This is a genomic window from Pseudomonas sp. PvP100 (assembly GCF_017833055.1).
Taxonomy (GTDB): Bacteria; Pseudomonadota; Gammaproteobacteria; order Pseudomonadales; family Pseudomonadaceae; genus Aquipseudomonas; species Aquipseudomonas syringae.
Genome location: NZ_JAFIBO010000001.1, coordinates 3,394,135 through 3,418,925, shown reverse-complemented (window position 1 = coordinate 3,418,925; position 24,791 = coordinate 3,394,135). Strand labels below are relative to the sequence as shown.

Annotated in this window: 21 protein-coding genes; 19 read left to right on the top strand and 2 right to left on the bottom strand. The window is 60.5% G+C overall.

Going from position 1 to position 24,791, the window contains the following annotated elements; all coding sequences use genetic code 11:
• Window position 1 precedes the first annotated feature (1 nt).
• The 15 genes from rsmH (at window position 2) to lpxC (ending at window position 17,357) form a co-directional block, all read left to right on the top strand.
• A complete protein-coding gene (gene rsmH / locus JOE39_RS14520) occupies window positions 2-943 on the top strand; it encodes a 16S rRNA (cytosine(1402)-N(4))-methyltransferase RsmH (RefSeq protein ID WP_210078678.1) in 942 nt (313 codons plus the stop codon).
• Complete coding sequence (gene ftsL, locus JOE39_RS14515; RefSeq protein ID WP_003340690.1) at window positions 940-1,233, top strand: cell division protein FtsL; 294 nt, start codon at window positions 940-942, stop codon at window positions 1,231-1,233. The genes rsmH and ftsL overlap by 4 nt, the downstream gene beginning before the upstream one ends.
• Window positions 1,233-2,960, top strand: a complete 1,728-nt coding sequence (locus JOE39_RS14510; RefSeq protein ID WP_010427469.1) for a penicillin-binding protein 2 — start codon at window positions 1,233-1,235, stop codon at window positions 2,958-2,960. The genes ftsL and JOE39_RS14510 overlap by 1 nt, the downstream gene beginning before the upstream one ends.
• Entirely contained in the window at window positions 2,960-4,423 is a 1,464-nt protein-coding gene (locus JOE39_RS14505; protein ID WP_210078607.1) for a UDP-N-acetylmuramoyl-L-alanyl-D-glutamate--2,6-diaminopimelate ligase, read from the top strand. The genes JOE39_RS14510 and JOE39_RS14505 overlap by 1 nt, the downstream gene beginning before the upstream one ends.
• Window positions 4,416-5,786, top strand: a complete 1,371-nt coding sequence (gene murF, locus JOE39_RS14500) for a UDP-N-acetylmuramoyl-tripeptide--D-alanyl-D-alanine ligase (RefSeq protein WP_024683971.1) — start codon at window positions 4,416-4,418, stop codon at window positions 5,784-5,786. Before JOE39_RS14505 ends, murF begins: the two co-directional genes overlap by 8 nt.
• The gene (gene mraY, locus JOE39_RS14495; RefSeq protein ID WP_003313553.1) at window positions 5,786-6,868 is read left to right on the top strand and encodes a phospho-N-acetylmuramoyl-pentapeptide-transferase; all 1,083 of its coding nucleotides are present in this window, start codon (window positions 5,786-5,788) and stop codon (window positions 6,866-6,868) included. The genes murF and mraY overlap by 1 nt, the downstream gene beginning before the upstream one ends.
• 5 nt (window positions 6,869-6,873) lie before the next feature.
• The gene (gene murD / locus JOE39_RS14490; RefSeq protein ID WP_210078608.1) at window positions 6,874-8,220 is read left to right on the top strand and encodes a UDP-N-acetylmuramoyl-L-alanine--D-glutamate ligase; all 1,347 of its coding nucleotides are present in this window, start codon (window positions 6,874-6,876) and stop codon (window positions 8,218-8,220) included.
• The gene (gene ftsW / locus JOE39_RS14485) at window positions 8,220-9,431 is read left to right on the top strand and encodes a putative lipid II flippase FtsW (RefSeq protein WP_162832611.1); all 1,212 of its coding nucleotides are present in this window, start codon (window positions 8,220-8,222) and stop codon (window positions 9,429-9,431) included. Before murD ends, ftsW begins: the two co-directional genes overlap by 1 nt.
• Window positions 9,421-10,491: an undecaprenyldiphospho-muramoylpentapeptide beta-N-acetylglucosaminyltransferase gene (gene murG / locus JOE39_RS14480; RefSeq protein WP_074907247.1), complete on the top strand. Its 1,071-nt coding sequence runs from the start codon at window positions 9,421-9,423 to the stop codon at window positions 10,489-10,491. The genes ftsW and murG overlap by 11 nt, the downstream gene beginning before the upstream one ends.
• Entirely contained in the window at window positions 10,484-11,944 is a 1,461-nt protein-coding gene (gene murC, locus JOE39_RS14475) for a UDP-N-acetylmuramate--L-alanine ligase (protein WP_003424493.1), read from the top strand. Before murG ends, murC begins: the two co-directional genes overlap by 8 nt.
• Complete coding sequence (locus JOE39_RS14470) at window positions 11,941-12,900, top strand: D-alanine--D-alanine ligase (protein ID WP_003424491.1); 960 nt, start codon at window positions 11,941-11,943, stop codon at window positions 12,898-12,900. Before murC ends, JOE39_RS14470 begins: the two co-directional genes overlap by 4 nt.
• A 3-nt stretch (window positions 12,901-12,903) precedes the next feature.
• Complete coding sequence (locus JOE39_RS14465) at window positions 12,904-13,773, top strand: cell division protein FtsQ/DivIB (protein ID WP_003395370.1); 870 nt, start codon at window positions 12,904-12,906, stop codon at window positions 13,771-13,773.
• Between the two features lie 14 nt (window positions 13,774-13,787).
• Window positions 13,788-15,044, top strand: coding sequence for a cell division protein FtsA (gene ftsA / locus JOE39_RS14460; protein WP_003424486.1), 1,257 nt, complete (start codon window positions 13,788-13,790; stop codon window positions 15,042-15,044).
• Between the two features lie 101 nt (window positions 15,045-15,145).
• Window positions 15,146-16,333, top strand: a complete 1,188-nt coding sequence (gene ftsZ / locus JOE39_RS14455) for a cell division protein FtsZ (protein WP_002555041.1) — start codon at window positions 15,146-15,148, stop codon at window positions 16,331-16,333.
• Window positions 16,334-16,445: 112 nt separating this feature from the next.
• On the top strand, window positions 16,446-17,357 hold the full coding sequence (gene lpxC / locus JOE39_RS14450) for a UDP-3-O-acyl-N-acetylglucosamine deacetylase (RefSeq protein WP_003364012.1): 912 nt from the start codon (window positions 16,446-16,448) through the stop codon (window positions 17,355-17,357).
• 116 nt (window positions 17,358-17,473) lie between these two features.
• On the opposite strand, the gene JOE39_RS14445 is transcribed toward lpxC, so the two are convergent.
• Entirely contained in the window at window positions 17,474-17,929 is a 456-nt protein-coding gene (locus JOE39_RS14445; protein WP_003313540.1) for a DciA family protein, read from the bottom strand.
• A gap of 305 nt (window positions 17,930-18,234) precedes the next feature.
• Between JOE39_RS14445 and secA the strand changes: the two genes are divergently transcribed.
• The 4 genes from secA (at window position 18,235) to JOE39_RS14425 (ending at window position 23,940) form a co-directional block, all read left to right on the top strand.
• Entirely contained in the window at window positions 18,235-20,976 is a 2,742-nt protein-coding gene (gene secA / locus JOE39_RS14440; RefSeq protein WP_003313539.1) for a preprotein translocase subunit SecA, read from the top strand.
• Between the two features lie 109 nt (window positions 20,977-21,085).
• Window positions 21,086-22,303, top strand: coding sequence for a bifunctional glutamate N-acetyltransferase/amino-acid acetyltransferase ArgJ (gene argJ / locus JOE39_RS14435; RefSeq protein WP_210078609.1), 1,218 nt, complete (start codon window positions 21,086-21,088; stop codon window positions 22,301-22,303).
• Between the two features lie 57 nt (window positions 22,304-22,360).
• Complete coding sequence (locus JOE39_RS14430; RefSeq protein WP_003313535.1) at window positions 22,361-22,987, top strand: glutathione S-transferase family protein; 627 nt, start codon at window positions 22,361-22,363, stop codon at window positions 22,985-22,987.
• 2 nt (window positions 22,988-22,989) lie between these two features.
• Window positions 22,990-23,940 (top strand): Nudix family hydrolase, encoded by a 951-nt coding sequence (locus JOE39_RS14425; protein WP_003424479.1) that lies wholly within the window; start codon window positions 22,990-22,992, stop codon window positions 23,938-23,940.
• A 269-nt stretch (window positions 23,941-24,209) separates the two neighbouring features.
• Here JOE39_RS14425 and JOE39_RS14420 read toward each other — a convergent pair whose 3' ends face one another.
• Window positions 24,210-24,788: a cob(I)yrinic acid a,c-diamide adenosyltransferase gene (locus JOE39_RS14420; protein ID WP_003313533.1), complete on the bottom strand. Its 579-nt coding sequence runs from the start codon at window positions 24,786-24,788 to the stop codon at window positions 24,210-24,212.
• Window positions 24,789-24,791: the final 3 nt, after the last annotated feature.

Sequence of the window (24,791 nt, the reverse complement as noted above, 5' to 3'; positions counted from 1 at the left end):
TATGAATAGCGGCTTTACCCACATCACCGTGCTGCTTGAAGAAGCCGTGGAGGCTCTCGCGGTGCGCGCCGATGGCTGCTACCTGGACGGCACGTTCGGGCGTGGCGGGCATAGTCGTCTGATACTCAGCCAGCTGGGCCCAGAGGGTCGGCTCCTGGGATTCGACAAGGACCCTCAAGCGATTGCCACCGGGCAAGCGCTAGCGGCCGAAGACGGCCGCTTTGTCATTGTGCAGCGCAGCTTTGCCGAATTGGGATCCGAGACCCAGGAACGCGGTTTGGCGGGCAAGGTCAGTGGCATTCTGCTGGATCTGGGTGTGTCGTCCCCGCAGCTGGATGATCCCGAGCGCGGTTTCAGCTTCATGAACGACGGTCCTCTGGACATGCGCATGGACCCTACCTGCGGTGTAAGCGCTGCCGAGTTCATCGCGACTGCACCGGCTGAAGAAATTGCCCGCGTCTTCAAGGAATACGGCGAAGAGCGATTTGCCAAGCGGATGGCCAACGCGGTCGTCGCGCGTCGCGAAGTCCAGCCTTTCGAGCGCACAGCTGATCTGGCAGAAGTGCTCAAGGTCGCCAACCCTGCCTGGGAAAAGGGCAAGAATCCTGCAACGCGTGCCTTTCAGGGCCTGCGTATTCACGTAAACAACGAATTGGGCGATCTGGAAGCCGGCCTCGAAGCGGCACTGGATGCGCTGGAAGTGGGTGGCCGCCTGGTCGTCATCAGCTTTCACTCGCTGGAAGACCGCATCGTCAAGCTGTTCATGCGCAAGCTCGCCAAGGGCGAAGCCGACAACATGCCGCGCAATCTGCCGATTCAGTACAAACCGTTCGAACCGAAAATCAAAATTCACGGCAAGGCTCAGTTCGCCTCAGATGTAGAAACCAAAGCAAACCCGCGCTCGCGCAGTGCTGTCATGCGTGTAGCGGAGAAGCTCAGGTGAGCCGTCTGTTTCTGAAGCCTCTGCCCGGCGGCAGTTTCATTATGCTGCTGCTGTTCATTGCCGTCCTGATTTCGGCGATTGGCGTTTCCTATAGTGCACATTGGAATCGTCAACTGCTCAACTCGCTGTATTCGGAAATGAGCGTGCGCGACAAGGCGCAGGCAGAGTGGGGGCGGCTGATTCTTGAGCAGAGCACCTGGACTGCACACAGCCGTATCGAGACTCTGGCCACCGAACAGCTGAAGATGCGCATCCCGAGCGCTGCCGAAGTACGCATGGTGGCGCCATGATGAAGCTCGATGGCGCTCTTTATCCGTGGCGTTTTCGCGTAGTCGTAGGGCTGCTGGTGTCCCTCGTGCTCGCCATTTGCTGGCGCATCGTCGACCTGCAGGTCATCGACCATACCTTTCTCAAGGAACAGGGCGATGCACGTAGCCTTCGGCATATTCCTATTCCGGCGCACCGTGGCCTGATCACTGACCGTAACGGCGAGCCGCTGGCCGTCAGTACGCCGGTGACCACGCTGTGGGCCAACCCGCGTGAAATGCAGCAGGACAAGTCCAAGTGGCCGATGCTGGCCGCCGCCCTGGGTCAGGATCTCAAGGCATTGACCGAGCGCCTGGACTCGCAGGCGAACAAGGAATTCATCTACCTGGTGCGTGGCCTGACGCCAGAGCAGGGTCAGTCGGTCATCGACCTGAAAGTGCCCGGTGTCTACGGCATCGAAGAGTTCCGCCGCTTTTATCCTGCTGGCGATGTTACTGCACACATGGTCGGCTTTACCGACCTTGACGACCATGGCCGGGAAGGCGTCGAGCTGGCGTATGACGACTGGCTCGCCGGTGTGCCCGGCAAGCGTCAGGTCATCAAGGACCGGCGTGGCCGACTGATCAAGGATGTTCAGGTGACCAAGAATGCCAAGGCCGGAAAGACCTTGGCTTTGTCTATTGACCTGCGCCTGCAGTACCTGGCCACCCGTGAACTGCGCAATGCCATCGTCGAGAACGAGGCCAAGGCCGGCAGCATGGTCATCATGGACGTCAAGACCGGTGAGGTGCTGGCGATGGTCAATCAGCCGACCTACAACCCGAACAACCGACGCACCATGGTGCCTGCCGCCATGCGCAACCGGGCGATCATCGACGTGTTCGAACCCGGCTCGACCATGAAGCCTATCTCCATGACCGCAGCGCTGGACAGTGGCCGCTGGAAGCCGACCGACAAGGTCGAGGTTTATCCGGGCACCCTGCAGATCGGCAAATACACGATTCGTGATGTGACCAAGACCGAAGGCCCGATCCTCGATCTGACCGGCATTCTGATCAACTCCAGTAACGTCGGCATGAGCAAGGTCGCGTTCGATGTGGGCGGTGAGGCGATCTTCCGTGCCATGCAGCGCGTCGGGTTCGGTCAGTACACCGGCCTCGGCTTCCCTGGCGAGCGCGTCGGCAACCTGCCCAACTACCGCGAATGGCGCAAGGCCGAAACCGCCACGCTGTCCTATGGCTACGGTCTGTCGGTCACTGCCTTGCAGCTGGTGCATGCCTACGGTGCGCTGGCCAACAACGGCCGCATCGTGCCGTTGACCATCCTCAAAACAGACAAAGAGCCGGAATCGACCCAGGCCATTCCGGAGAAAACCGCGAAGACTCTGCAGGGTATGTTGCAGCAGGTTATCGAGGACCCGCGCGGCGTCTATCGCGCCCGTGTGCCGTCCTATCACGTCGGCGGCAAGAGTGGTACGGCGCGCAAGACGTCCATCGGCACCAAGGGCTACGCGGAAAATTCCTATCGCTCGCTGTTCGCCGGTTTCGGCCCGATGAGTAACCCGCGCTACGCCATCGTGGTTGTCATCGACGAACCGAGCAAGGGTGGTTACTACGGTGGTTTGGTTTCGGCCCCGGTATTCAGCAAGGTCATGTCTGGCACGTTGCGTCTGATGAACGTGACGCCGGACAACCTTGCGCCGCCTGAACAAGTCAACGCCGCACCGGCAGCCAAAGGAGGGCGTGGTTGATGGCCTTTAATCTGAGCAAGCTTTTCGCTCACACCGACCGCGATGCGCTGATTCGCGAGCTGACTCTCGACAGCCGCAATGTGCGTCCGGGCGACCTGTTTCTGGCAGTGCCGGGCATCGATGTCGATGGCCGCGCGCACATCGCCGACGCGCTCAAGCGTGGCGCAGCTGCCGTAGCCTATGAAGTCGAAGGGTCGATCGTTCTGCCGATCACTGATGTGCCGCTGATTCCGGTAAAAGGGCTCGCCGCGCAGTTGTCCGCGATCGCTGGTCGCTTCTATGGTGATTCGAGCCGCAGTCTGAATCTGGTGGGTGTTACCGGCACCAACGGCAAGACCAGCGTGACCCAGTTGGTGGCTCAGGCGCTTGATGCCCTCGGCCAACGCTGCGGGATCGTCGGTACACTGGGCACCGGTTTCTACGGTTCGCTGCAAAGCGGCCGCCACACCACGCCTGATCCGATTGCCGTGCAGGCAACGCTGACCGACCTGAGACAGGCCGGCGCGCGCGCAGTGGCGATGGAAGTCTCCTCCCACGGTCTTGATCAGGGACGCGCTGCGGCGCTGGCCTTTGATGTGGCGGTGCTGACCAATCTGTCCCGCGACCATCTGGATTATCACGGCACCATGGAGGCCTACGCTGCCGCCAAGGCGAAGCTGTTCGCATGGCCCGATCTGAAATGCCGGGTGATCAACCTGGATGACGATTTCGGCCGTGAACTGGCCGCTGTCAAACAAGAGTCGCGCCTGATCACCTACAGCCAGCTGGACAGCTCGGCCTACCTGTATTGCCGCGATGCGAAGTTCGATGACGATGGCGTGCGTGCCACGCTGGTCACGCCTCAGGGCGAGCACTTCCTGCGCAGCAGCCTGCTGGGCCGTTTCAACCTGAGCAACGTGCTGGCTGCGGTCGGCGCGCTGCTGGGCCTGGATTACGCGCTGGACGAAATTCTCAAGGCGCTGCCGAAACTCGAAGGCCCGGTCGGACGCATGCAGCGTCTGGGTGGTGCCGACAAGCCGCTGGTCGTCGTGGATTACGCGCACACCCCGGACGCGCTGGAAAAAGTACTCGAAGCACTGCGCCCGCACGCCAAGGGCCGCTTGTTGTGCCTGTTCGGCTGCGGCGGTGATCGTGACCGTGGCAAGCGTCCGCTGATGGCTGAAGTGGTCGAGCGTCTGGCCGACGGCGTATGGGTCACTGATGACAATCCGCGCTCCGAATCGCCTGTCAGTATTTTTGACGATATACGCCCTGGCTTCGTTGCTGCGGACAAGGTGCGTTTCATCGAAGGTCGCGGTCAGGCCATTGCCGAACTGATTGCCAGCGCCAATGCCGATGACGTCGTGGTGCTTGCCGGCAAGGGCCACGAGGACTACCAGGAAATCAACGGTCAGCGGCAGCCGTTCTCCGACCTGCAAGAAGCCGCCAGCGCGCTTGCTGTATGGGAGCCTGCGAATGCTTAAGCCAATGACCTTCAGCGAACTGGTTGTGCCACTCGACGCCCGTCTGGTCGGCGGCGACTGCAGCTTTGCCGGCGTCAGCACCGACAGCCGGGGCATCGAGCCTGGCCAGCTGTTCGTGGCCTTGACCGGTCCGCGTTTCGACGGTCATGAATACCTCGATCAAGTGGCTGCCAAAGGTGCGGTCGGTGCTCTGGTCGAGCGTGAAGTGCAGGGCGCCGCCCTGCCGCAACTGGTCGTGCTGGATACCCGCAAGGCACTTGCCCAACTGGGTGCCATGAATCGCAATGCGTTCGTCGACCGGCCGGTTGCTGCCGTCACCGGGTCGAGTGGCAAAACCACGGTCAAGGAAATGCTCGCGAGCATCCTGCGCACGCGCGGGCCTGTGCTCGCGACCCGAGGCAACCTGAACAACGAATTGGGCGTTCCACTGACGCTGCTGGAGCTGGCCCCCGAATACACCTCGGCTGTGATCGAACTGGGTGCGTCGCGGGTTGGCGAGATTGCCTACACCGTAAGCCTCGCCAAGCCGCACGTCGCCATGATCACCAACGCCGGAACCGCCCATGTTGGCGAGTTTGGCGGCCCGGACCGCATTGTCGAAGCCAAGGGCGAGATTCTGGAAGGTCTCGACGCGGGTGGTACGGCAGTCTTGAACCTGGAAGACAAGGCCTTCCCGATCTGGCGCAAGCGCGCTGGCAATCGCAATGTCCTGACCTTCGCACTGACCGACTCTGCGGCGGATGTGTACGCCAGCGAGCTTAGCCGTGATGGGCGGGGCTGCCCGGCTTTCACCCTCAACAGCCCGCTCGGCACTGCCCGGGTTCAGTTGAACCTGCTCGGCACGCACAATGTGTCCAATGCCCTGGCCGCTGCGGCTGCCAGCTGCGCAATGGGCGTGCCGCTGGAAGGGATCGTCACCGGACTGAACAACGTGCAGCCGGTCAAGGGGCGTGCCGTGGCGCAAATCGCCAGCAATGGCACGCGCGTCATTGATGACACCTACAACGCCAATCCTGCCTCGATCAACGCGGCCGTCGACATCCTCACCGGCTTCACCGGTCGTACCGTACTGGTGCTGGGCGATATCGGCGAGCTGGGCGACTGGGCCGAGCAGGGTCATCGCGAAGTCGGTGCCTATGCCGCTGGCAAGGTGTCGGCGCTGTATGCCGTCGGCCCGCTGATGACTCACGCCGTCAGCGCCTTCGGCGAGCACGCTTACCACTTTGCCAGTCAGGCTGAACTGATTGCGGCGCTGGGCGCCGAGCAGGACCCTGATACCACTTTACTGATCAAGGGCTCGCGTAGCGCTGCGATGGAACACGTCGTGGCTGCCTTGTGCGGTTCTAGCCTGGAGAAACATTAATGCTGCTGCTGTTGGCCGAGTTTTTACAACAGTTCTACAAAGGCTTCGCGGTCTTTCAGTACCTGTCATTGCGCGGGATCCTTGGCGTGCTCACTGCACTGACGCTGTCGCTGTGCCTCGGGCCGTGGATGATCCGTACCCTGCAGATGCGTCAGATCGGTCAGTCCGTGCGTAACGATGGTCCGCAGTCGCACCTCTCCAAGTCGGGTACGCCGACCATGGGCGGCGCGTTGATCCTCTCGTCCATCGGTATCAGTACGCTGCTGTGGGCTGACCTGAGCAACCGTTACGTGTGGGTTGTGTTGCTGGTGACCTTCCTGTTCGGCGCCATCGGCTGGGTCGATGACTACCGCAAGGTGATCGAAAAGAATTCGCGTGGCCTGCCGAGTCGCTGGAAGTATTTCTGGCAGTCGGTGTTCGGCCTCTGTGCCGCGATCTTCCTTTATACGACTGCGCCGTCGGCGACTGAAACCACGCTGATCGTGCCGATGCTCAAGGATGTGCGCATCCCGTTGGGTATCGGTTTCATCGTGCTGACCTATTTCGTGATCGTCGGCTCCAGCAACGCAGTCAACCTGACTGACGGGCTGGACGGTCTGGCGATCATGCCGACGGTGATGGTGGGCGGTGCCCTGGGCATCTTCTGCTACCTGTCGGGTAACGTGAAATTTGCTGAATACCTGCTGATTCCCTACGTACCGGGGGCGGGCGAGCTGATTGTGTTCTCAGGCGCGCTGATTGGTGCCGGGCTCGGGTTCCTGTGGTTCAACACGTATCCGGCGCAGGTGTTCATGGGCGACGTGGGTGCGCTGGCACTCGGCGCGGCGCTGGGCACCATGGCGGTGATCGTTCGTCAGGAAATGGTCCTGTTCATCATGGGCGGTGTGTTCGTGATGGAAACCCTTTCAGTGGTCATTCAGGTTGCGTCTTTCAAACTTACCGGCCGCCGCGTATTCCGCATGGCGCCGATCCACCACCACTTTGAACTCAAAGGCTGGCCCGAGCCACGTGTGATCGTCCGTTTCTGGATCATCACCGTGATTCTGGTGCTCATTGGCCTTGCCACGCTGAAACTGAGGTAGAACGAGTGTCCCTGATCGTTTCCGACCGCTTCCGCATTGTCGTGGGTCTAGGCAAAAGCGGCATGTCCCTGGTTCGCTTCCTGGCGAACCAGGGCGTGTCCTTTGCCGTGGCCGACACGCGGGAGAATCCTCCTGAGCTGGCGACCTTGCGTCGCGACTATCCGCAGGTGGAAGTGCGTTGTGGCGAGCTGGACGTGGATTTCCTCTGCCGTGCCGATGAGCTGTATGTCAGCCCCGGTCTGGCCCTGGCGACCCCGGCCCTGCAGCAGGCTCACGCACGTGGCGTCAAACTGTCGGGCGACATCGAACTGTTCGCGCGTTACGCGAAGGCGCCGGTGATTGCCATTACCGGCTCGAATGCGAAAAGCACCGTGACCACACTGGTCGGTGAGATGGCCGCTGCCGCTGGAAAGCGTGTGGCAGTGGGCGGCAATCTCGGCACTCCGGCGCTGGACCTGCTCAGCGACGAGGTCGAGCTGTACGTGATGGAGCTTTCCAGCTTTCAGCTCGAAACCACCGACCAGCTCAATGCTGAAGTGGCGACCGTGCTGAATATCAGCGAAGACCACATGGACCGCTACAACGGTCTGCCTGCTTACCACCTGGCCAAGCACCGGATTTTCCGTGGCGCGCGGCAAGTGGTGGTCAATCGTCAGGATGCGCTGTCCCGTCCGCTGATTGGTGAAGGCCTGCCGTGCTGGACATTCGGCCTCAATAAGCCCGACTTCCATGGTTTCGGCCTGCGTGAAGAGAACGGCGAAAAGTACCTGGCTTTCCAGTTTGAAAACCTCATGCCGGTGCGTGAGCTGAAAGTGCGCGGTGCACACAATCAGGCCAACGCGCTCGCCGCCTTGGCGCTTGGGCATGCAGTCGGCCTGCCGTTCGACGCCATGCTCGCCAGCCTGCGTGAATTCACCGGTCTGGAGCATCGCTGCCAGTGGCTGCGCGAGCACGATGGCGTTCATTACTACAACGATTCCAAAGCCACCAACGTTGGCGCCGCACTGGCGGCCATCGAAGGGCTGGGCTCGGATATCGACGGCAAGCTGGTGCTGATCGCCGGCGGCGATGGCAAAGGCGCTGACTTCAGCGGTTTGCGTCCGCCAGTCGCCAAGTATTGCCGCGCGGCGGTCTTGCTCGGACGTGATGCCGAACTGATTGCCCAGGCATTGGGCGAGGCCGTTCCGCTGGTGCGTGTCGACACCGTCCAGGCTGCTGTCGAGCACAGCGCAAAACTGGCTCTGCGTGGCGACGCCGTATTGCTTTCTCCTGCATGCGCCAGTCTGGACATGTTCAAGAATTATGAAGAGCGCGGACGTGTGTTCGCGCAGGCAGTGGAGTGCTTGTCATGATCTTCGGTGTGATCAAGCCTTATCCATCGCCACTGATCAGCGGGCGCGGCATCGACCTGGACTTCCCGATGCTGGTCGGCTGCCTGGCGCTGCTTGGCCTTGGCCTGGTGATGATTACCTCGGCCTCGTCGGAAGTGGCCGCAGTGCAGTCGGGCAACACGCTGTACATGATGACCCGTCACCTGGTTTATCTGCTGATCGGCCTGGGTGCCTGCGGCGTGACCATGATGATCCCGGTCGCCACCTGGCAGCGTCTGGGCTGGATGATGCTGCTCGGCGCGTTCGGTCTGTTGCTGCTGGTGCTGGTGCCGGGGATCGGGCGCGAGGTGAACGGTTCGATGCGCTGGATCGGCTTCGGCGCGTTCAACGTGCAGCCGTCGGAAATCGCCAAGGTGTTTGTGGTGATCTTCCTTGCCGGCTACCTGATTCGTCAGCAGCAGGAAGTTCGCGAAAGCTGGATGGGCTTCTTCAAGCCGTTCATTGTGCTGTTGCCGATGGCCGGTCTGCTGCTCATGGAGCCTGACTTCGGTGCGACCGTGGTAATGATGGGCGCCGCGGCGGCCATGTTGTTCCTCGGTGGTGTCGGCCTGTTCCGTTTCTCGCTGATGGTGGTACTGGCGGTTGCCTCTGTTGTGGTGCTGGTTCAGGCCCAACCTTACCGGATGGCGCGTCTGACCAACTTTACTGACCCGTGGGCTGACCAGTTCGGCTCCGGCTACCAATTGACCCAGGCGCTGATCGCCTTCGGTCGCGGCGAGTGGTTTGGCGTCGGGCTGGGCAACAGCGTGCAGAAGCAGTTCTACCTGCCGGAAGCGCACACCGACTTCGTGTTCTCGGTACTTGCAGAAGAGCTGGGCGTCGTGGGTTCGCTGATCACCGTCGCGTTGTTCCTGTTCGTCAGTATTCGCGGCATGTACATCGGCATGTGGGCCGAGCGCGCCAAGCAGTTCTTCGGTGCCTACGTGGCCTACGGTCTGTCGTTCCTGTGGATCGGTCAGTTCCTGATCAACATCGGTGTGAACGTCGGTCTGCTGCCCACCAAGGGCCTGACCCTGCCGTTCCTCAGCTACGGCGGCAGCTCGCTGGTGATCTGCTGCGCGAGTCTCGGGCTGCTGCTGCGCATCGAGTGGGAATCGCGCAACAACATGGGCAGTGAAGAAGCCGAGTTCAAGGAAAGCGACTTCGCCGAGGACACGCCCAATGGACGCTAACGTGCTGATCATGGCGGGCGGGACCGGCGGGCATGTGTTCCCGGCGCTGGCCTGCGCGCGCGAGTTCCAGGCACGCGGCTACAAGGTCCACTGGCTGGGCACGCCGCGCGGTATCGAAAACGAACTGGTACCGCAGGCCGGTCTGACGCTGCACCTGATCAATGTCACCGGCCTGCGCGGCAAGGGCCGTCTGTCGCTGCTCAAAGCGCCTTTCATGTTGCTCAAGGCCCTGATGCAGGCACGCAAGGTCGTACGTCAGGTGAAACCGGTCTGCGTGGTCGGCTTTGGTGGCTACGTCACCGGCCCCGGCGGTCTGGCGGCGAAGCTGGCAGGCGTACCGTTGATCATTCACGAGCAGAACGCCGTGGCCGGTACCGCCAACCGCAGTCTGGCGTCGTTCGCCAGCCGGGTGTGCGAAGCGTTCCCGAACACCTTTGCGGAGTCGTCCAAGCGTCGCACCACCGGCAACCCGGTGCGTGTCGAGCTGTTTCTGGAAACACCGCGTCAGGCACTGGCCGGACGCAAGGCTCGTCTGCTGGTACTGGGTGGCAGCCTGGGCGCAGAGCCGTTGAACAAATTGTTGCCCGAGGCGCTGTCCCAGCTGCCTCAGGACATCCAGCCCGAAGTCTTTCATCAGTCGGGCAAGAATCATGACGTAGTTACCGCCGAGCGCTATCGCAACGTGGGCGTCGAGGCGCAGGTTGCGCCGTTCATCCAGAACATGGCCCAAGCCTATGGCTGGGCTGATCTGGTGGTCTGCCGCGCAGGTGCATTGACCATCAGCGAACTGGCCGCCGCCGGCCTGCCGTCGTTGCTGATACCGCTGCCCCACGCGATTGATGACCATCAGTCACGTAACGCTGACTATCTGGCTCGCGAAGGCGCAGCCTTCGTCATGCCGCAAGCGACAACTGGCGCCGCCGAGATGGCAGCACGCCTGAAAGAGGTTTTGATGCAACCCGAACAATTGAACAGCATGGCCCGTACTGCACGCAGCCTGGCCAGGCCTGATGCAACCAGCACCGTCGTCAACATCTGTGTGGAGGTGGCCCATGGTTGAGAATCAACGCGCCATGCCACAACCTGAAATGCGCCGTATCCGTCGTATCCACTTCGTCGGTATCGGCGGTGTCGGCATGTGCGGGATCGCCGAGGTGCTGCTGAACCTGGGCTACGAAGTCTCGGGCTCCGACCTGAAGGGTTCGGCCGTGACCGAACGCCTGGAATCGTTCGGCGCACAGATTTTCATTGGCCATCGTGCCGAGAACACCATCGGTGCCGACGTGCTGGTAGTGTCGAGTGCCGTCAACACCTCCAACCCGGAAGTGGCCACTGCGCTGGAGCGCCGCATCCCGGTTGTACCGCGTGCCGAGATGCTCGCCGAGCTGATGCGTTATCGCCACGGCATCGCCGTTGCCGGTACGCATGGCAAGACCACCACCACCAGCCTGATCGCTTCGGTATTCGCTGCCGGCGGCCTGGACCCAACCTTCGTGATTGGCGGCCGTCTGAATGCGGCGGGCACCAATGCGCAGTTGGGCACCAGCCGCTACCTGATCGCCGAAGCCGATGAAAGCGACGCCAGCTTCCTGCACCTGCAACCTCTGGTCGCAGTGGTCACCAATATCGACGCCGATCACATGGCGACCTACGAAGGCGACTTCAACAAACTGAAGAAGACCTTTGTCGAGTTCCTGCACAACCTGCCGTTCTACGGGCTGGCGGTAATGTGCATCGACGATCCGGTGGTGCGTGAAATTCTGCCGCTGGTCAAGCGTCCGACGCTGACCTACGGCTTCAGCGAGTCTGCCGATATACGTGCAATCAATGTGCGTCAGGACGGCATGCTGACCTTCTTCACCGTACTGCGCCGCGACCGCGAGCCGCTGGATGTGTCGGTGAACATGCCCGGCAATCACAACGTACTCAACTCGCTGGCGACCATCGCCATCGCCACCGATGAGGGCGTCAGCGACGAGGCTATCGTTCAGGGACTTTCCGGCTTCCAGGGCGTCGGCCGGCGCTTCCAGGTCTACGGCGAGCTGCCGGTCGATGGCGGCAACGTGATGCTGGTCGATGACTACGGTCACCACCCGCGTGAAGTCGCTGCCGTTATCAACGCCGTGCGAGGCGGCTGGCCTGATCGTCGTCTGGTCATGGTCTACCAGCCACACCGTTTCAGCCGCACCCGTGACTTGTACGACGATTTCGTCCAGGTGCTGGCGGACGCCAATGTGCTGCTGCTGATGGAAGTCTACCCGGCCGGTGAAGAACCGATTCCCGGTGCGGACAGCCGTAACCTGTGCCACAGCATTCGTCAGCGTGGCCAACTGGACCCGATCTACATCGAGCGTGGTGTCGAGCTGGCGCCGCTGGTCAAACCGCTGCTGCGCGCGGGCGACATCCTGCTGTGCCAGGGCGCTGGCGACATCGGCGGTCTTGCGCCACAGCTGCTGAAAAGCCCGCTGTTCGCCGGTGCCAAAGTGGCCTCCACCGAAGGGAAGCTGAAATGACAGCCGTCGCCCAGTCCTCCCTGCGCTCGACACTCGAGCCGAAAAGCTTCGGCCGTGTCGCCGTGCTCTTCGGTGGCAAGAGTGCCGAACGGGCAGTCTCGCTGAACTCGGGTAACGCCGTGCTCAGTGCGTTGCTCGAGGCAGGCGTGGATGCGTTCGGCATTGATGTGGGCGATGATTTCCTGCAGCGACTGGTCAGCGAGAAAATCGACCGTGCCTTTATCGTTCTGCACGGACGTGGTGGTGAAGACGGCACCATGCAAGGCCTGCTGGAATGCCTGGAAATCCCTTATACCGGCAGTGGCGTACTGGCTTCTGCACTGGCGATGGACAAGTTGCGCACCAAGCAGGTCTGGCAGAGTCTCGGCCTCGCCACACCGTTGCATGCCGTTCTTGAAAACGAGAGTGATTGTATTTGCGCCGCGACGGAACTGGGCTTGCCTTTGATCGTCAAACCGGCCCATGAAGGTTCAAGTATCGGTATGGCAAAGGTGAACAGCGTCGATGAATTGATCGCCGCATGGAAAGCCGCCAGTACCTACGATTCGCAAGTATTAGTCGAACAATGGATTCAGGGGCCTGAGTTCACTGTCGCGTCTCTGCGTGGCCAGGTGTTGCCTCCCATCGGCCTGGGCACTCCTCACAGTTTTTATGATTACGATGCCAAGTACCTGGCGTCCGATACTCAGTATCGGATTCCGTGCGGACTTGGCGATGCGCAGGAACAGGAACTCAAACAACTTGCAGCACGTGCTTGCGATGCCATCGGCATTGCAGGCTGGGCGCGCACGGATGTCATGCAGGACGCACAAGGCAAGTTCTGGTTACTGGAAGTCAATACTGTACCGGGCATGACCGATCACAGTCTGGTGCCTATGGCGGCCCGTGCGGCAGGTCTGGATTTTCAACAACTGGTGTTGGCGATCCTGGCCGACAGCGTTCAGGCGAGGGGTTAAGGCATGTACGGCCCGTCGACACGTCCTCAGCCACCTGCACCCGGCCGCAACAAGCCGGTGCCGCGCGGCGCCAGCCGTATGGTGGCCAAGGAGCCCTTGTCGGCGCGCCTGCCCAAGGCCAACTTCAGTTTTCTGAAGCGTCTGCTCTGGCCTGTGCTGTTGGTGGTTCTGGGCTTCGGTACTTATGAGGCAGCACAGCGTCTGCTGCCGTACGCCGACCGCCCGATTACCCGCATCAACGTGCAGGGCGATTTGAGTTACATCAGCCAGCAGGCTGTGCAGCAGCGGATTGCGCCTTATGTGGCGTCGAGCTTTTTCAAGATCGATCTGGCTGCCATGCGCACCGAGCTTGAGCAGATGCCATGGATCGCGCACGCCGAGGTCCGTCGTGTATGGCCGGATCAGGTAGTGATTCGTCTTGAAGAGCAGTTGCCGGTTGCCCGTTGGGGCGATGAAGCGCTGTTGAATAACCAGGGGCAGGCTTTCACACCGCGTGAACTGTCCAACTACGAACATCTTCCCCAGTTGTTCGGCCCGCAGCGGGCCCAGCAGCAGGTGATGCAGCAGTATCAGGTGTTGAGTCAGATGTTGCGCCCGTTGGGCTTCTCCATCGTGCGCCTGGAGCTGCGCGAGCGTGGCAGCTGGTTCCTGACGACAGGTGCCGGTAGTGCTGGCCCGGGTATCGAGTTGTTGCTTGGACGCGACCACCTTGTCGAAAAAATGCGCCGCTTCATCGCGATTTACGACAAAACGCTGAAAGACCAAATAACGAATATCGCGCGCGTCGACTTGCGTTACTCCAACGGCCTTGCGGTCGGTTGGCGCGAACAGGCAGCGCCGGCGACGGAAAAACCCGCCGTCGCGAAGAATTGACAAGAGGCAGGACCATGGCAAATGTGCAAAGCGGCAAAATGATCGTCGGGCTGGATATCGGTACCTCCAAGGTGGTGGCACTGGTAGGCGAAGTCGCGGCCGATGGCTCGCTGGAAATCGTGGGTATCGGTACCCATCCCTCCCGCGGCCTGAAGAAGGGCGTGGTGGTGAATATCGAATCGACCGTGCAGTCGATCCAGCGCGCAATCGAAGAAGCGCAATTGATGGCCGGCTGCCGTATTCACTCGGCATTCGTGGGCGTTGCAGGCAGCCACATTCGCAGCCTGAACTCGCACGGCATCGTGGCGATTCGTGATCGTGAAGTCAGCGCTGCGGACCTGGAGCGTGTGCTCGATGCTGCTCAGGCGGTGGCCATTCCTGCCGACCAGCGTGTGTTGCACACCCTGCCTCAGGATTACGTGATCGATAACCAGGAAGGCGTGCGTGAGCCTCTGGGCATGTCCGGCGTACGTCTGGAAGCCAAGGTTCATGTGGTGACCTGTGCGGTGAACGCGGCGCAGAACATCGAAAAGTGCGTACGTCGCTGCGGTCTGGAAGTCGACGACATCATTCTCGAGCAACTGGCTTCGGCGTATTCCGTGCTGACCGATGACGAGAAAGAACTGGGTGTATGCCTGGTGGACATCGGTGGCGGCACCACCGACATCGCGATCTTCACCGAAGGCGCCATTCGCCACACGGCGGTCATCCCGATTGCGGGCGACCAGGTGACCAACGACATCGCCATGGCGTTGCGCACTCCGACCCAGTACGCCGAAGAAATCAAGATTCGTTATGCCTGTGCGCTGGCCAAGCTGGCCGGTGCAGGCGAAACCATCAAAGTGCCGAGCGTGGGCGACCGTCCACCTCGCGAGCTGTCGCGTCAGGCCCTGGCCGAAGTGGTAGAGCCTCGTTACGACGAGCTGTTCACCCTGATCCAGGCCGAACTGCGCCGCAGCGGCTACGAAGACCTGATCCCGGCCGGCATCGTGCTGACCGGGGGCACAGCGAAAATGGAAGGTGCGGTCGAACTGGCCGAGGAAATCTTCCACATGCCGGTCCGCCTGGGCGTACCGCACAGCGTCAAAGGGCTCGCTGATGTCGTGCGCAACCCGATCTACTCAACCGGCGTAGGCCTGTTGATGTACGGGCTGCAAAAACAATCGGATGGCATTTCGCTGTCCGGGATTGTCGGCAACAGCAGTTACAGCGACGAAACCAAGGCACCGGTGCTTGAGCGTATCAAGCGTTGGGTGCAGGGAAATTTCTAAGTTTCAACGTTTAACGGTTTCACAGCTTCAGATTCAGGGCTTCACCAGCAGTATCGGCAGGCAGTAGGCAAAACTAACTAGAAAGCGGAAGGAGAGAGAAAATGTTCGAACTCGTAGACAACGTCCCGCAAAGCCCGGTTATTAAAGTTATCGGCGTAGGCGGTGGTGGCGGCAACGCTGTCAATCACATGGTCAAGAGCAACATCGAAGGCGTGGAATTCATTTGCGCCAACACCGATGCTCAAGCGCTGAAAAACATCGGCGCGCGGACCATTCTGCAACTGGGCACCGGCGTGACCAAGGGTCTTGGCGCTGGCGCCAACCCTGAAGTCGGTCGTCAGGCCGCACTGGAAGATCGTGAGCGCATTGCAGAGGTTCTGCAGGGCACCAACATGGTTTTCATCACCACTGGCATGGGCGGCGGTACCGGTACCGGTGCAGCACCGATCATTGCTGAAGTGGCCAAGGAAATGGGCATTCTGACGGTCGCAGTCGTGACCCGTCCGTTCCCGTTCGAAGGTCGCAAGCGTATGCAGATCGCCGATGAAGGCATCCGCATGCTGTCCGAAAGCGTCGACTCGTTGATCACCATCCCCAACGAGAAGCTGCTGACCATCCTCGGTAAAGACGCCAGCCTGCTGTCGGCTTTCGCCAAGGCTGACGATGTACTGGCCGGTGCCGTTCGCGGTATCTCCGACATCATCAAGCGTCCGGGCATGATCAACGTCGACTTCGCCGACGTGCGTACCGTGATGAGCGAAATGGGCATGGCGATGATGGGCACTGGCTGCGCCAGCGGTCCTAACCGTGCACGTGAAGCGACCGAAGCGGCCATCCGCAACCCGTTGCTCGAAGACGTCAACCTGCAGGGCGCTCGCGGCATCCTGGTCAACATCACTGCCGGTCCTGACCTGTCTCTGGGTGAGTACTCGGACGTGGGTAGCATCATCGAAGCGTTCGCTTCCGAGCACGCGATGGTCAAGGTCGGTACCGTTATCGATCCGGACATGCGTGACGAGTTGCACGTGACCGTGGTTGCCACCGGCCTGGGCGCGAAAATCGAGAAACCTGTCAAGGTCATCGACAACACGCTGCAGACCACCCAGCAGGCTCCTGCACAGCAGGCGTCCCGCCAGGAAGCACCGTCGGTCAACTACCGTGACCTGGATCGTCCTACCGTGATGCGCAATCAGGCACACGCAGGCGCTACAGCCGCGGCGAAGATGAACCCTAACGATGATCTTGATTACCTGGACATCCCGGCTTTCCTGCGTCGTCAGGCCGATTGATGAAATGTATCAGGGGTATTAGGGTGATTGGTGTTCAGCAAAGGCATGGTCTGCTATCATCGCCAGCCTTTGTTGATACCAGTTCGCAACTTGCGCTGAAGCGGCCCATGCCATGATTAAACAACGCACCCTGAAAAATATTATCCGTGCCACAGGTGTAGGCCTGCACTCCGGGGAGAAGGTTTACCTGACCCTCAAGCCCGCACCTGTGAATACCGGCATTGTGTTTTGCCGAGCTGACCTTGATCCCGTCGTGCAGATCCCTGCGCGTGCGGAAAACGTCGGTGACACCACTCTGTCGACCACTCTGGTCAATGGTGATGTCAAAGTCGACACGGTAGAACACTTGCTCTCGGCCATGGCTGGCCTTGGCATCGATAACGCCTACGTCGAGCTCTCTGCCTCCGAAGTTCCTATCATGGACGGCAGCGCAGGCCCTTTCGTATTCCTGATTCAATCGGCAGGCCTGGAAGAACAGGACGAGCCGAAGAAATTCATCCGTATCCTGCGTGAAGTCACAGTGGAGGAGGGCGGTAAACGCGCTACCTTCGTGCCTTTCGAAGGGTTCAAGGTCAGTTTCGAGATCGATTTCGATCACCCCGTCTTCCGTGACCGCACCCAGAGTGCAAGCGTGGACTTTTCCAGCACTTCCTTCGTGAAAGAAGTCAGCCGTGCCCGGACCTTCGGGTTCATGAGTGATATCGAGTACCTGCGCAAGCACAACCTCGCACTCGGCGGCAGCGTGGAAAACGCCATCGTGGTCGACAAGGACGGTGTACTGAACGAAGACGGCCTGCGGTACGAGGACGAATTCGTCAAACACAAAATCCTCGACGCCATCGGTGACCTCTACCTGCTGGGCAACAGCCTGATTGGTGAGTTCCGGGGTTTCAAATCGGGGCATGCACTGAACAACCGTCTGCTGCGCACGTTGATCGAGCAGAAAGACGCTTGGGAAGTGGTGACTTTCGAGGATGCCAGTACGGCACCTATTTCTTACATGCGTCCTGTCGCGGCGGTGTAAGCAAGCTTTACTCTCTTTCCTTTTGTTCTTTAAAGGCTGCCCTCGGGTGGCCTTTTTTTATGGTTTTTTTCAGGGAAGGTCAGTGCTCGCGGAGGTTGTGCAGCGATCAGGCAGGGTTATTTCCTGTCCTTCGCATGGCTGGCCAGCCGCTCCAGTGCGGCGCGCAAGCGCGGATCGGTGATGCCTTCAGCGGTGGCCTGAATGTTTTCGGCAGCCACTGCCGACAGGTCGATCGTGTGCGTGGCGGCTCCGCGTGGCGCTTCAGGCGGCTGCACCTTGAACACAATGCGGGTCAGGTTGATGAATTCGTCAAAAGCCATCATTTGCCGGTGCAGGCGTTTCTGCTGGTAGCGCAGGCGCGTGGCCCAATGACCATCCGTCACGATCAGCAACAAGGTACCTTCGCGCCACGAGGCCACGCGACAATGCTCGCGGGCCGCAGGCTGGAGCTGGCTTTCGAGCAGGCGCTGCAAGTGGCTCAATCGCTCAGCGTGGCGAAATATAGCCTTCAGGGGCTTGGCTTCACGCAGCAAAACCGCGGGCGGGCGGGCGTTCAGAGGACGAAAGGCCATGGAGGGATGCCTGGGTAACAAGATGAACATCTTAACAGAAAGCGTTCTGACGGCTGCTTTTCAGGGCATTTCCGTGCTTTCATATGCAAATCAATGAGTAACTTCCCCGGCTAACGGGTTGAAGTGCTTGAAAATGGCCCCATTGTAAACCTGCCCCGTCACAGCGCTGTGCCAGCATCGTGGAATAACGCCACTTTCCTCACCATCGTTTCCGGGTAGAATGCTCGTTCGCATGCGGCCATCTGGGCTGCACGGGCGACTCACGGGGCCGCCCTCCATTCCTATGTGTGGAAGATCCTGTCGATATGTTTGCGCCTTTGTTGAAAAAACTTTTTGGAAGCAAGAACGAGCGTGAAGTAAAACGCATGCTCAAGACGGTACAGATCGTCAATGCCTTCGAAGAGCAAATGGTGGCCCTTTCGGACGAGCAACTGCGCGCCAAGACCGAAGAGTTCAAGGCCCGCATAGCCAAAGGCGAGACCCTCGATCAATTGCTTCCGGAAGCATTTGCTGTCGCTCGTGAAGCGGGCAAGCGCGTCATGGGCATGCGCCACTTCGACGTTCAGTTGATCGGCGGCATGACCCTGCACGAAGGTCAGATCGCGGAAATGCGTACCGGTGAAGGTAAAACCCTGGTCGGTACGCTGGCGGTATACCTCAATGCATTGTCCGGCAAGGGTGTTCACGTCGTTACCGTGAACGACTACCTCGCGCGCCGCGATGCCAACTGGATGCGTCCGCTGTACGAATTCCTCGGCCTGACCGTAGGCATCGTCACGCCATTCCAGCCGCCGGAAGAAAAACGCGCCGCCTACGCTGCCGATATCACGTACGGCACCAACAACGAATACGGTTTCGATTACCTGCGCGACAACATGGCGTTCAGCATGGACGACAAGTTCCAGCGTGAACTCAATTTTGCCGTGATCGACGAAGTCGACTCGATTCTGATCGACGAAGCGCGTACGCCGCTGATCATCTCCGGCCAGGCTGAAGACAGCTCCAAGCTGTACACCGAAATCAACCGCCTGATCCCCAAGCTCGAGCAGCATATCGAGGAAGTGGAAGGCGAAGTCACCAAGCCGGGTCATTTCACCGTCGACGAGAAAACCCGTCAGGTCGAGCTGAACGAAGCCGGTCACCAGTTCATCGAAGAAATGCTCACCGAAGTCGGCCTGCTGGCTGAAGGCGAGAGCCTCTACTCGGCGCATAACCTGGGCCTGCTGACTCACGTCTATGCCGGTCTGCGTGCGCACAAGCTGTTCAATCGCAACGTCGAATACATCGTTTCGGACGGTCAGGTTCTGCTGGTCGACGAACACACCGGCCGGACCATGCCGGGCCGTCGTCTGTCCGAAGGTCTGCACCAGGCCATCGAAGCCAAGGAAGGTCTGAACATCCAGGCTGAAAGCCAGACCCTGGCATCGACCACGTTCCAGAACTACTTCCGTTTGTACAACAAGCTGTCCGGCATGACCGGTACGGCCGACACCGAAGCGTTCGAATTCCACCAGATCTACAACCTGGCCGTCATGGTCATCCCGCCGAACAAGCCTTTGGCGCGTAAGGACTTCAACGACCTGGTCTACCTGACGGCGGAAGAGAAGTACGCCGCCATCGTCACCGACATCAAGGCCTGCATCGCGGAAAACCGTCCGGTGCTGGTCGGTACGGCGACCATCGAAACCTCCGAGCACATGTCCAGCCTGCTCAACAAGGAAGGCATCGAGCACAAGGTTCTGAACGCCAAGTTCCACGAAAAGGAAGCGGAAATCATTGCGCAGGCCGGTCGTCCGGGTGCGTTGACCATCGCCACCAACATGGCCGGTCGTGGTACCGACATCCTGCTGGGCGGCAACTGGGAAGTCGAGGTTGCCAACCTGGAAGACCCGACTCCCGAGCAGATCGCACAGATCAAGGCTGACTGGCAGAAGCGCCATCAGCAGGTGATCGAAGCGGGCGGCCTGCACGTCATCGCCTCCGAGCGTCACGAATCGCGCCGTATCGACAACCAGCTGCGCGGTCGTGCCGGCCGTCAGGGCGACACCGGCTCCAGCCGTTTCTACCTGTCGCTCGAAGACAGCCTGATGCGCATCTTTGCCTCTGACCGGGTGAAGAACTTCATGAAGGCGCTGGGCATGCAGTCCGGTGAGGCCATCGAGCATCGCATGGTGACCAACGCCATCGAAAAAGCGCAGCGCAAGGTGGAAGGTCGCAACTTCGACATCCGCAAACAGTTGCTTGAATTCGATGACGTGGCCAACGAACAGCGTAAAGTGATTTATCACATGCGTAACACGTTGCTGGCCGCCGAGAACATTGGCGAGACCATTGCCGACTTCCGCGAGGAAGTGCTCAACAACCTGATCATCCAGCATATTCCGCCACAGTCCCTGCCGGAGCAGTGGAATGTTGCCGGCCTGGAATCGGCGCTCAATACCGACTTCGCAGTTCAACTGCCGATCCAGCAGTGGCTCGACGAAGACGACAACCTGCACGAAGACAGCCTGCGCGAAAAAATCATGGCGCAGTTGCTGGTGGCGTACAACGAGAAGGAAGACCAGGCCAGCGCCGAAGCTCTGCGCTCCTTCGAGAAGCAGATCCTCCTGCGCGTGCTGGACGACCTGTGGAAAGATCACCTTTCGACCATGGACCACCTGCGTCACGGTATCCACCTGCGCGGCTACGCTCAGAAGAACCCGAAGCAGGAATACAAGCGCGAGTCCTTCACGCTGTTCCAGGAACTGCTCGACTCGATCAAGCGCGACACCATCCGTGTGCTCTCGCACGTTCAGGTTCGTCGCGAAGATCCAGAGGAAGAAGAAGCACGCCTGCGTCAGGACGCCGAAGAGCTGGCCAGTCGCATGCAGTTCGAACACGCGCCGGCACCGGGCATCGAGCAGCCGCTTCTCGATGAAGAGGGTGGCGAAGCGCCTGTTGCCGTTGCATCCGAGCCGGTTCGCAACGACCAGAAACTGGGCCGCAACGAGCTGTGCTGGTGTGGTTCGGGCAAGAAATTCAAGCACTGTCACGGCCAGATCAACTAAGCCTTTGACTGTGTAATACCTGCGCCGCGACCGGCTTGCCCGTCGCGGCGTTTTTTCATTGATCGCCGTACCGATGCGGACGGCGCCACACTCCATGAGGAGCACCCCGATGGCTGTTGGTCTTGGTCCTTTGCCTGCGTTGCACCCGGTTCCCGGTTTTGAACTTGGCATTTCTTCTGCCGGCATCAAACGCCCGGGGCGCAAGGATGTTGTGGTCATGCGCTGTGCCGAAGGCTCCAGCGTGGCCGGCGTATTCACCTTGAATGCGTTCTGCGCCGCGCCGGTCATTCTGGCCAAGCAACGTGTCCAGGGCACCGTGCGTTATTTGCTGACCAACACTGGCAATGCCAATGCGGGCACGGGCGAACCAGGTCTTGTGGCGGCGCGGCGTACTTGCGAAAAGCTGGCGCAACTGACCGGCGTCGATGCTTCGGCGGTGCTGCCCTACTCGACGGGCGTGATCGGCGAGCCGTTGCCTGTGGAAAAGATCGAAGGCGCTCTGCAAGCCGCGCTGGATGATCTGTCTGTGGATAACTGGGCCGCAGCGGCGACCGGCATCATGACCACCGACACTCTGCCCAAAGGCGCCAGCCGTCAGTTCAGCCATGACGGCGTGACCGTCACGGTGACCGGCATCAGCAAGGGTGCAGGCATGATTCGCCCGAACATGGCGACCATGCTCGGTTACATCGCCACCGACGCCAAAGTGGCGCAGAGCGTGCTTCAGGACCTGATTCGTGACGGCGCCAACAAGTCGTTCAACCGCATCACCATCGATGGCGACACCTCGACCAATGATTGCTGCATGCTGATCGCCACCGGTCAGGCTGACCTGCCGGAAATTACCGAGGCCAAAGGTCCGTTGTTCGAGGCGTTGAAGAAAGCGGTGTTCGATGTGTGCATGGAAGTCGCTCAGGCCATTGTGCGTGACGGAGAAGGTGCGACCAAGTTCGTGACCGTTGAAGTCAAAGGTGGTGGCAATCATCAGGAATGCCTGGACGTCGGTTATGCCGTGGCCCACTCGCCGCTGATCAAGACCGCGCTGTTCGCCTCCGACCCGAACTGGGGACGTATCCTGGCGGCTGTCGGCCGTGCCGGTGTGCCGGATTTGGACGTGAGCAAGATCGACGTATTCCTGGGGGGCGTGTGCATCGCCAGCCAGGGTTGCCGCGCCACTACCTACACAGAAGAGCAGGGCTCGGCGGTAATGGCCGAAGAAGAAATCACCATCCGTATCGAGCTGGGCCGCGGCGATTGCAGCGAAACGATCTGGACCACCGATCTTTCTCACGAGTACGTGAAGATCAACGCGGAATATCGCACCTGATTCAATGCCCGGCGCGCCGGCACCCTGTCTTCGCGCCGGGCTCAATGGAGCTGAACCATGAGCCTGCATCTGATTATCGGCGACAAACGCTACTCCTCCTGGTCGCTGCGTCCCTGGCTGGTGCTGGAAATGACCGGTGCTCCGTTCACCGATCAGGTTATCCGCCTGAACCAGCCTGACACCCGCGCGAACATTCTCAAGTATTCACCCACCGGCAAGGTCCCTGCGCTGCAGTGCGAGCACGGCACGATCATCGATTCGCTGGCCATTTGCGAATACCTGGTCGAACGTTTTCCGGACGCTGGCCTGTGGCCGAGTGATACCGCTGCGCGTGCCCAGGCACGTTCTGCCTGCGCGCAGATGCACAGCGGCTTTGTCAGCCTGCGTTCGAACATGCCGATGGACCTGCGCCAGGATCAGGCGCTGGAAGTGATTCCGGTCGATACCCAGAACGACATCGATCGTATCGTCGAACTGTGGGCCGAATGCCGCACTGCGGCGGCCGAAAGCGGTCCGTTTCTGTTCGGTAAGCCAAGCATTGCCGACGCGTTCTTCGCCCCGGTAGCCATTCGCCTGCGCAGTTACCGTGTCGAGTTGCCTGAAGAAGCGCTGAAGTACATCGAAACCATTTACCAGTGGCCTGCCTTCAAACGCTGGCAGCAGGCCGGTCTGGAGGAGTCCTGATCGTGAAACGAGTTCATGTGGCCGCCGCCGTCATTCGTGGCGCTGACGGCAGCGTATTGATTGCCCGACGTGCCGACACTCAGCATCAAGGCGGCCTCTGGGAGTTTCCTGGCGGCAAGGTCGAGGAGGGCGAGACTGTCCAGGCCGCGCTCGCACGTGAATTGCAGGAAGAGCTGGGCATCCTGGTGACGGCGGCACGTCCGCTGATCAAGGTCTGTCACGACTATCCGGACAAGCAGGTGCTGCTGGACGTCTGGGAAGTCTCGGCCTTCACTGGCCAGGCGCATGGTGCAGAAGGGCAGCCGCTGGTCTGGGCCAGCCCGCGAGAGCTGGCCAATTATGACTTTCCGGCCGCCAATCAGCCGATCGTCGCGGCGGCACGTTTGCCCGGCGAGTACCTGATCACCCCTGAGGGGCTGGACAATATCGAGCTGTTGCGCGGTATGCAGAAAGCCATCGCAGGCGGCATCAAGCTGGTGCAGTTGCGTGCACCGGGTGGTTACGATCCGAAGTACCGTGACCTGGCCGTGGATGCGGCGGGCCTGTGTGCCGGCAAGGCGCAGCTCATGCTCAAAGGGCCTCTGGAGTGGCTGGGCGACTTTCCGTCCGCCGGCTGGCACCTGACGGCGGAGCAACTGCGCAAGTACGCCAGTCGCGGGCGTCCGTTCCCTGAGAACCGTTGGCTGGCGGCGTCATGCCATAACGCCGAAGAGCTGGCACTGGCAGAGCAGATGGGAGTAGATTTCGTCACCCTGTCGCCCGTTCAGCCAACCTTGACTCACCCCGATGCGCAACCGCTGGGCTGGCCGCAGGCAACGCAACTGATTGCAGATTTCAACAGGCCGGTCTTTCTGCTGGGCGGCGTAGGTCCTGCCGAGCGCCAACAGGCCTGGGAGAGCGGCGCACAGGGCGTGGCCGGGATTCGCGCGTTCTGGCCTGACGAGATCGTCTGACGCTCAGCAGAGGACGCAGAGCGTCCAGAACGGCATGCCCACGCAGAGTAACTAGCGTTATACACAAGTCTGCTATTGATTCTGGCCGCAGGCCGCAGGCCGTGGGAGCGAGCTTGCTCGCGAAGAGGTCCGTAAAACCCCTGAAAATGGGGCGTCTGGACCGATGTCTTCGTGAGCCCGCCTCGCTCACTCCCACAAGACCTGTACCTAACGACAGGACGCTGGCGTGAGGATGTCTTCTGTGCTGCTCCGTTTAATGGATATGTCCATCAAACCGGCTTGGGTGCGGGCTGCCAAAGGATCTCGGCAATGCCCTGTCTTCTGGCGATCAATCGAGCAGCGACGAACAGCAGGTCCGACAGCCTGTTGATGTACGCCAGCCCTGCGCCTTCCAGCGGCTCGACGGCATTCAGATGCTGACAGCGACGTTCGGCACTGCGCGCCAGGCTACGGCAGATGTGCGCTTGGGCGATCAGCGATGAACCGCCTGGCAAAATGAAATTTTCCAGTGGCCCCAACTCCTCATTCCATACATCAATAGCGGCCTCCAGTCGCTCTACCTCGGCTTCGTTCAGCGCCTTGTAGGTCGGCATGGCCAGTTCACCGCCCAGATCGAACAGACGGTGCTGGCAGGGTGCAAGTACTTCGATCACTTCCTTGAGCGCCGGGACGCGCTGAGCTTCATCGATCAGCCCCGCCAGCAACAGTCCCAGCTGGCTGTTGAGCGTATCGACCTCACCGATGGCCTCGACGCGCGGATGATCCTTGGAGACCCGACGGCCATCGCCCAGACCGGTTTCACCGGCATCGCCGGTACGCGTGTAAATCTTCGACAAACGAAAGCCCATTGA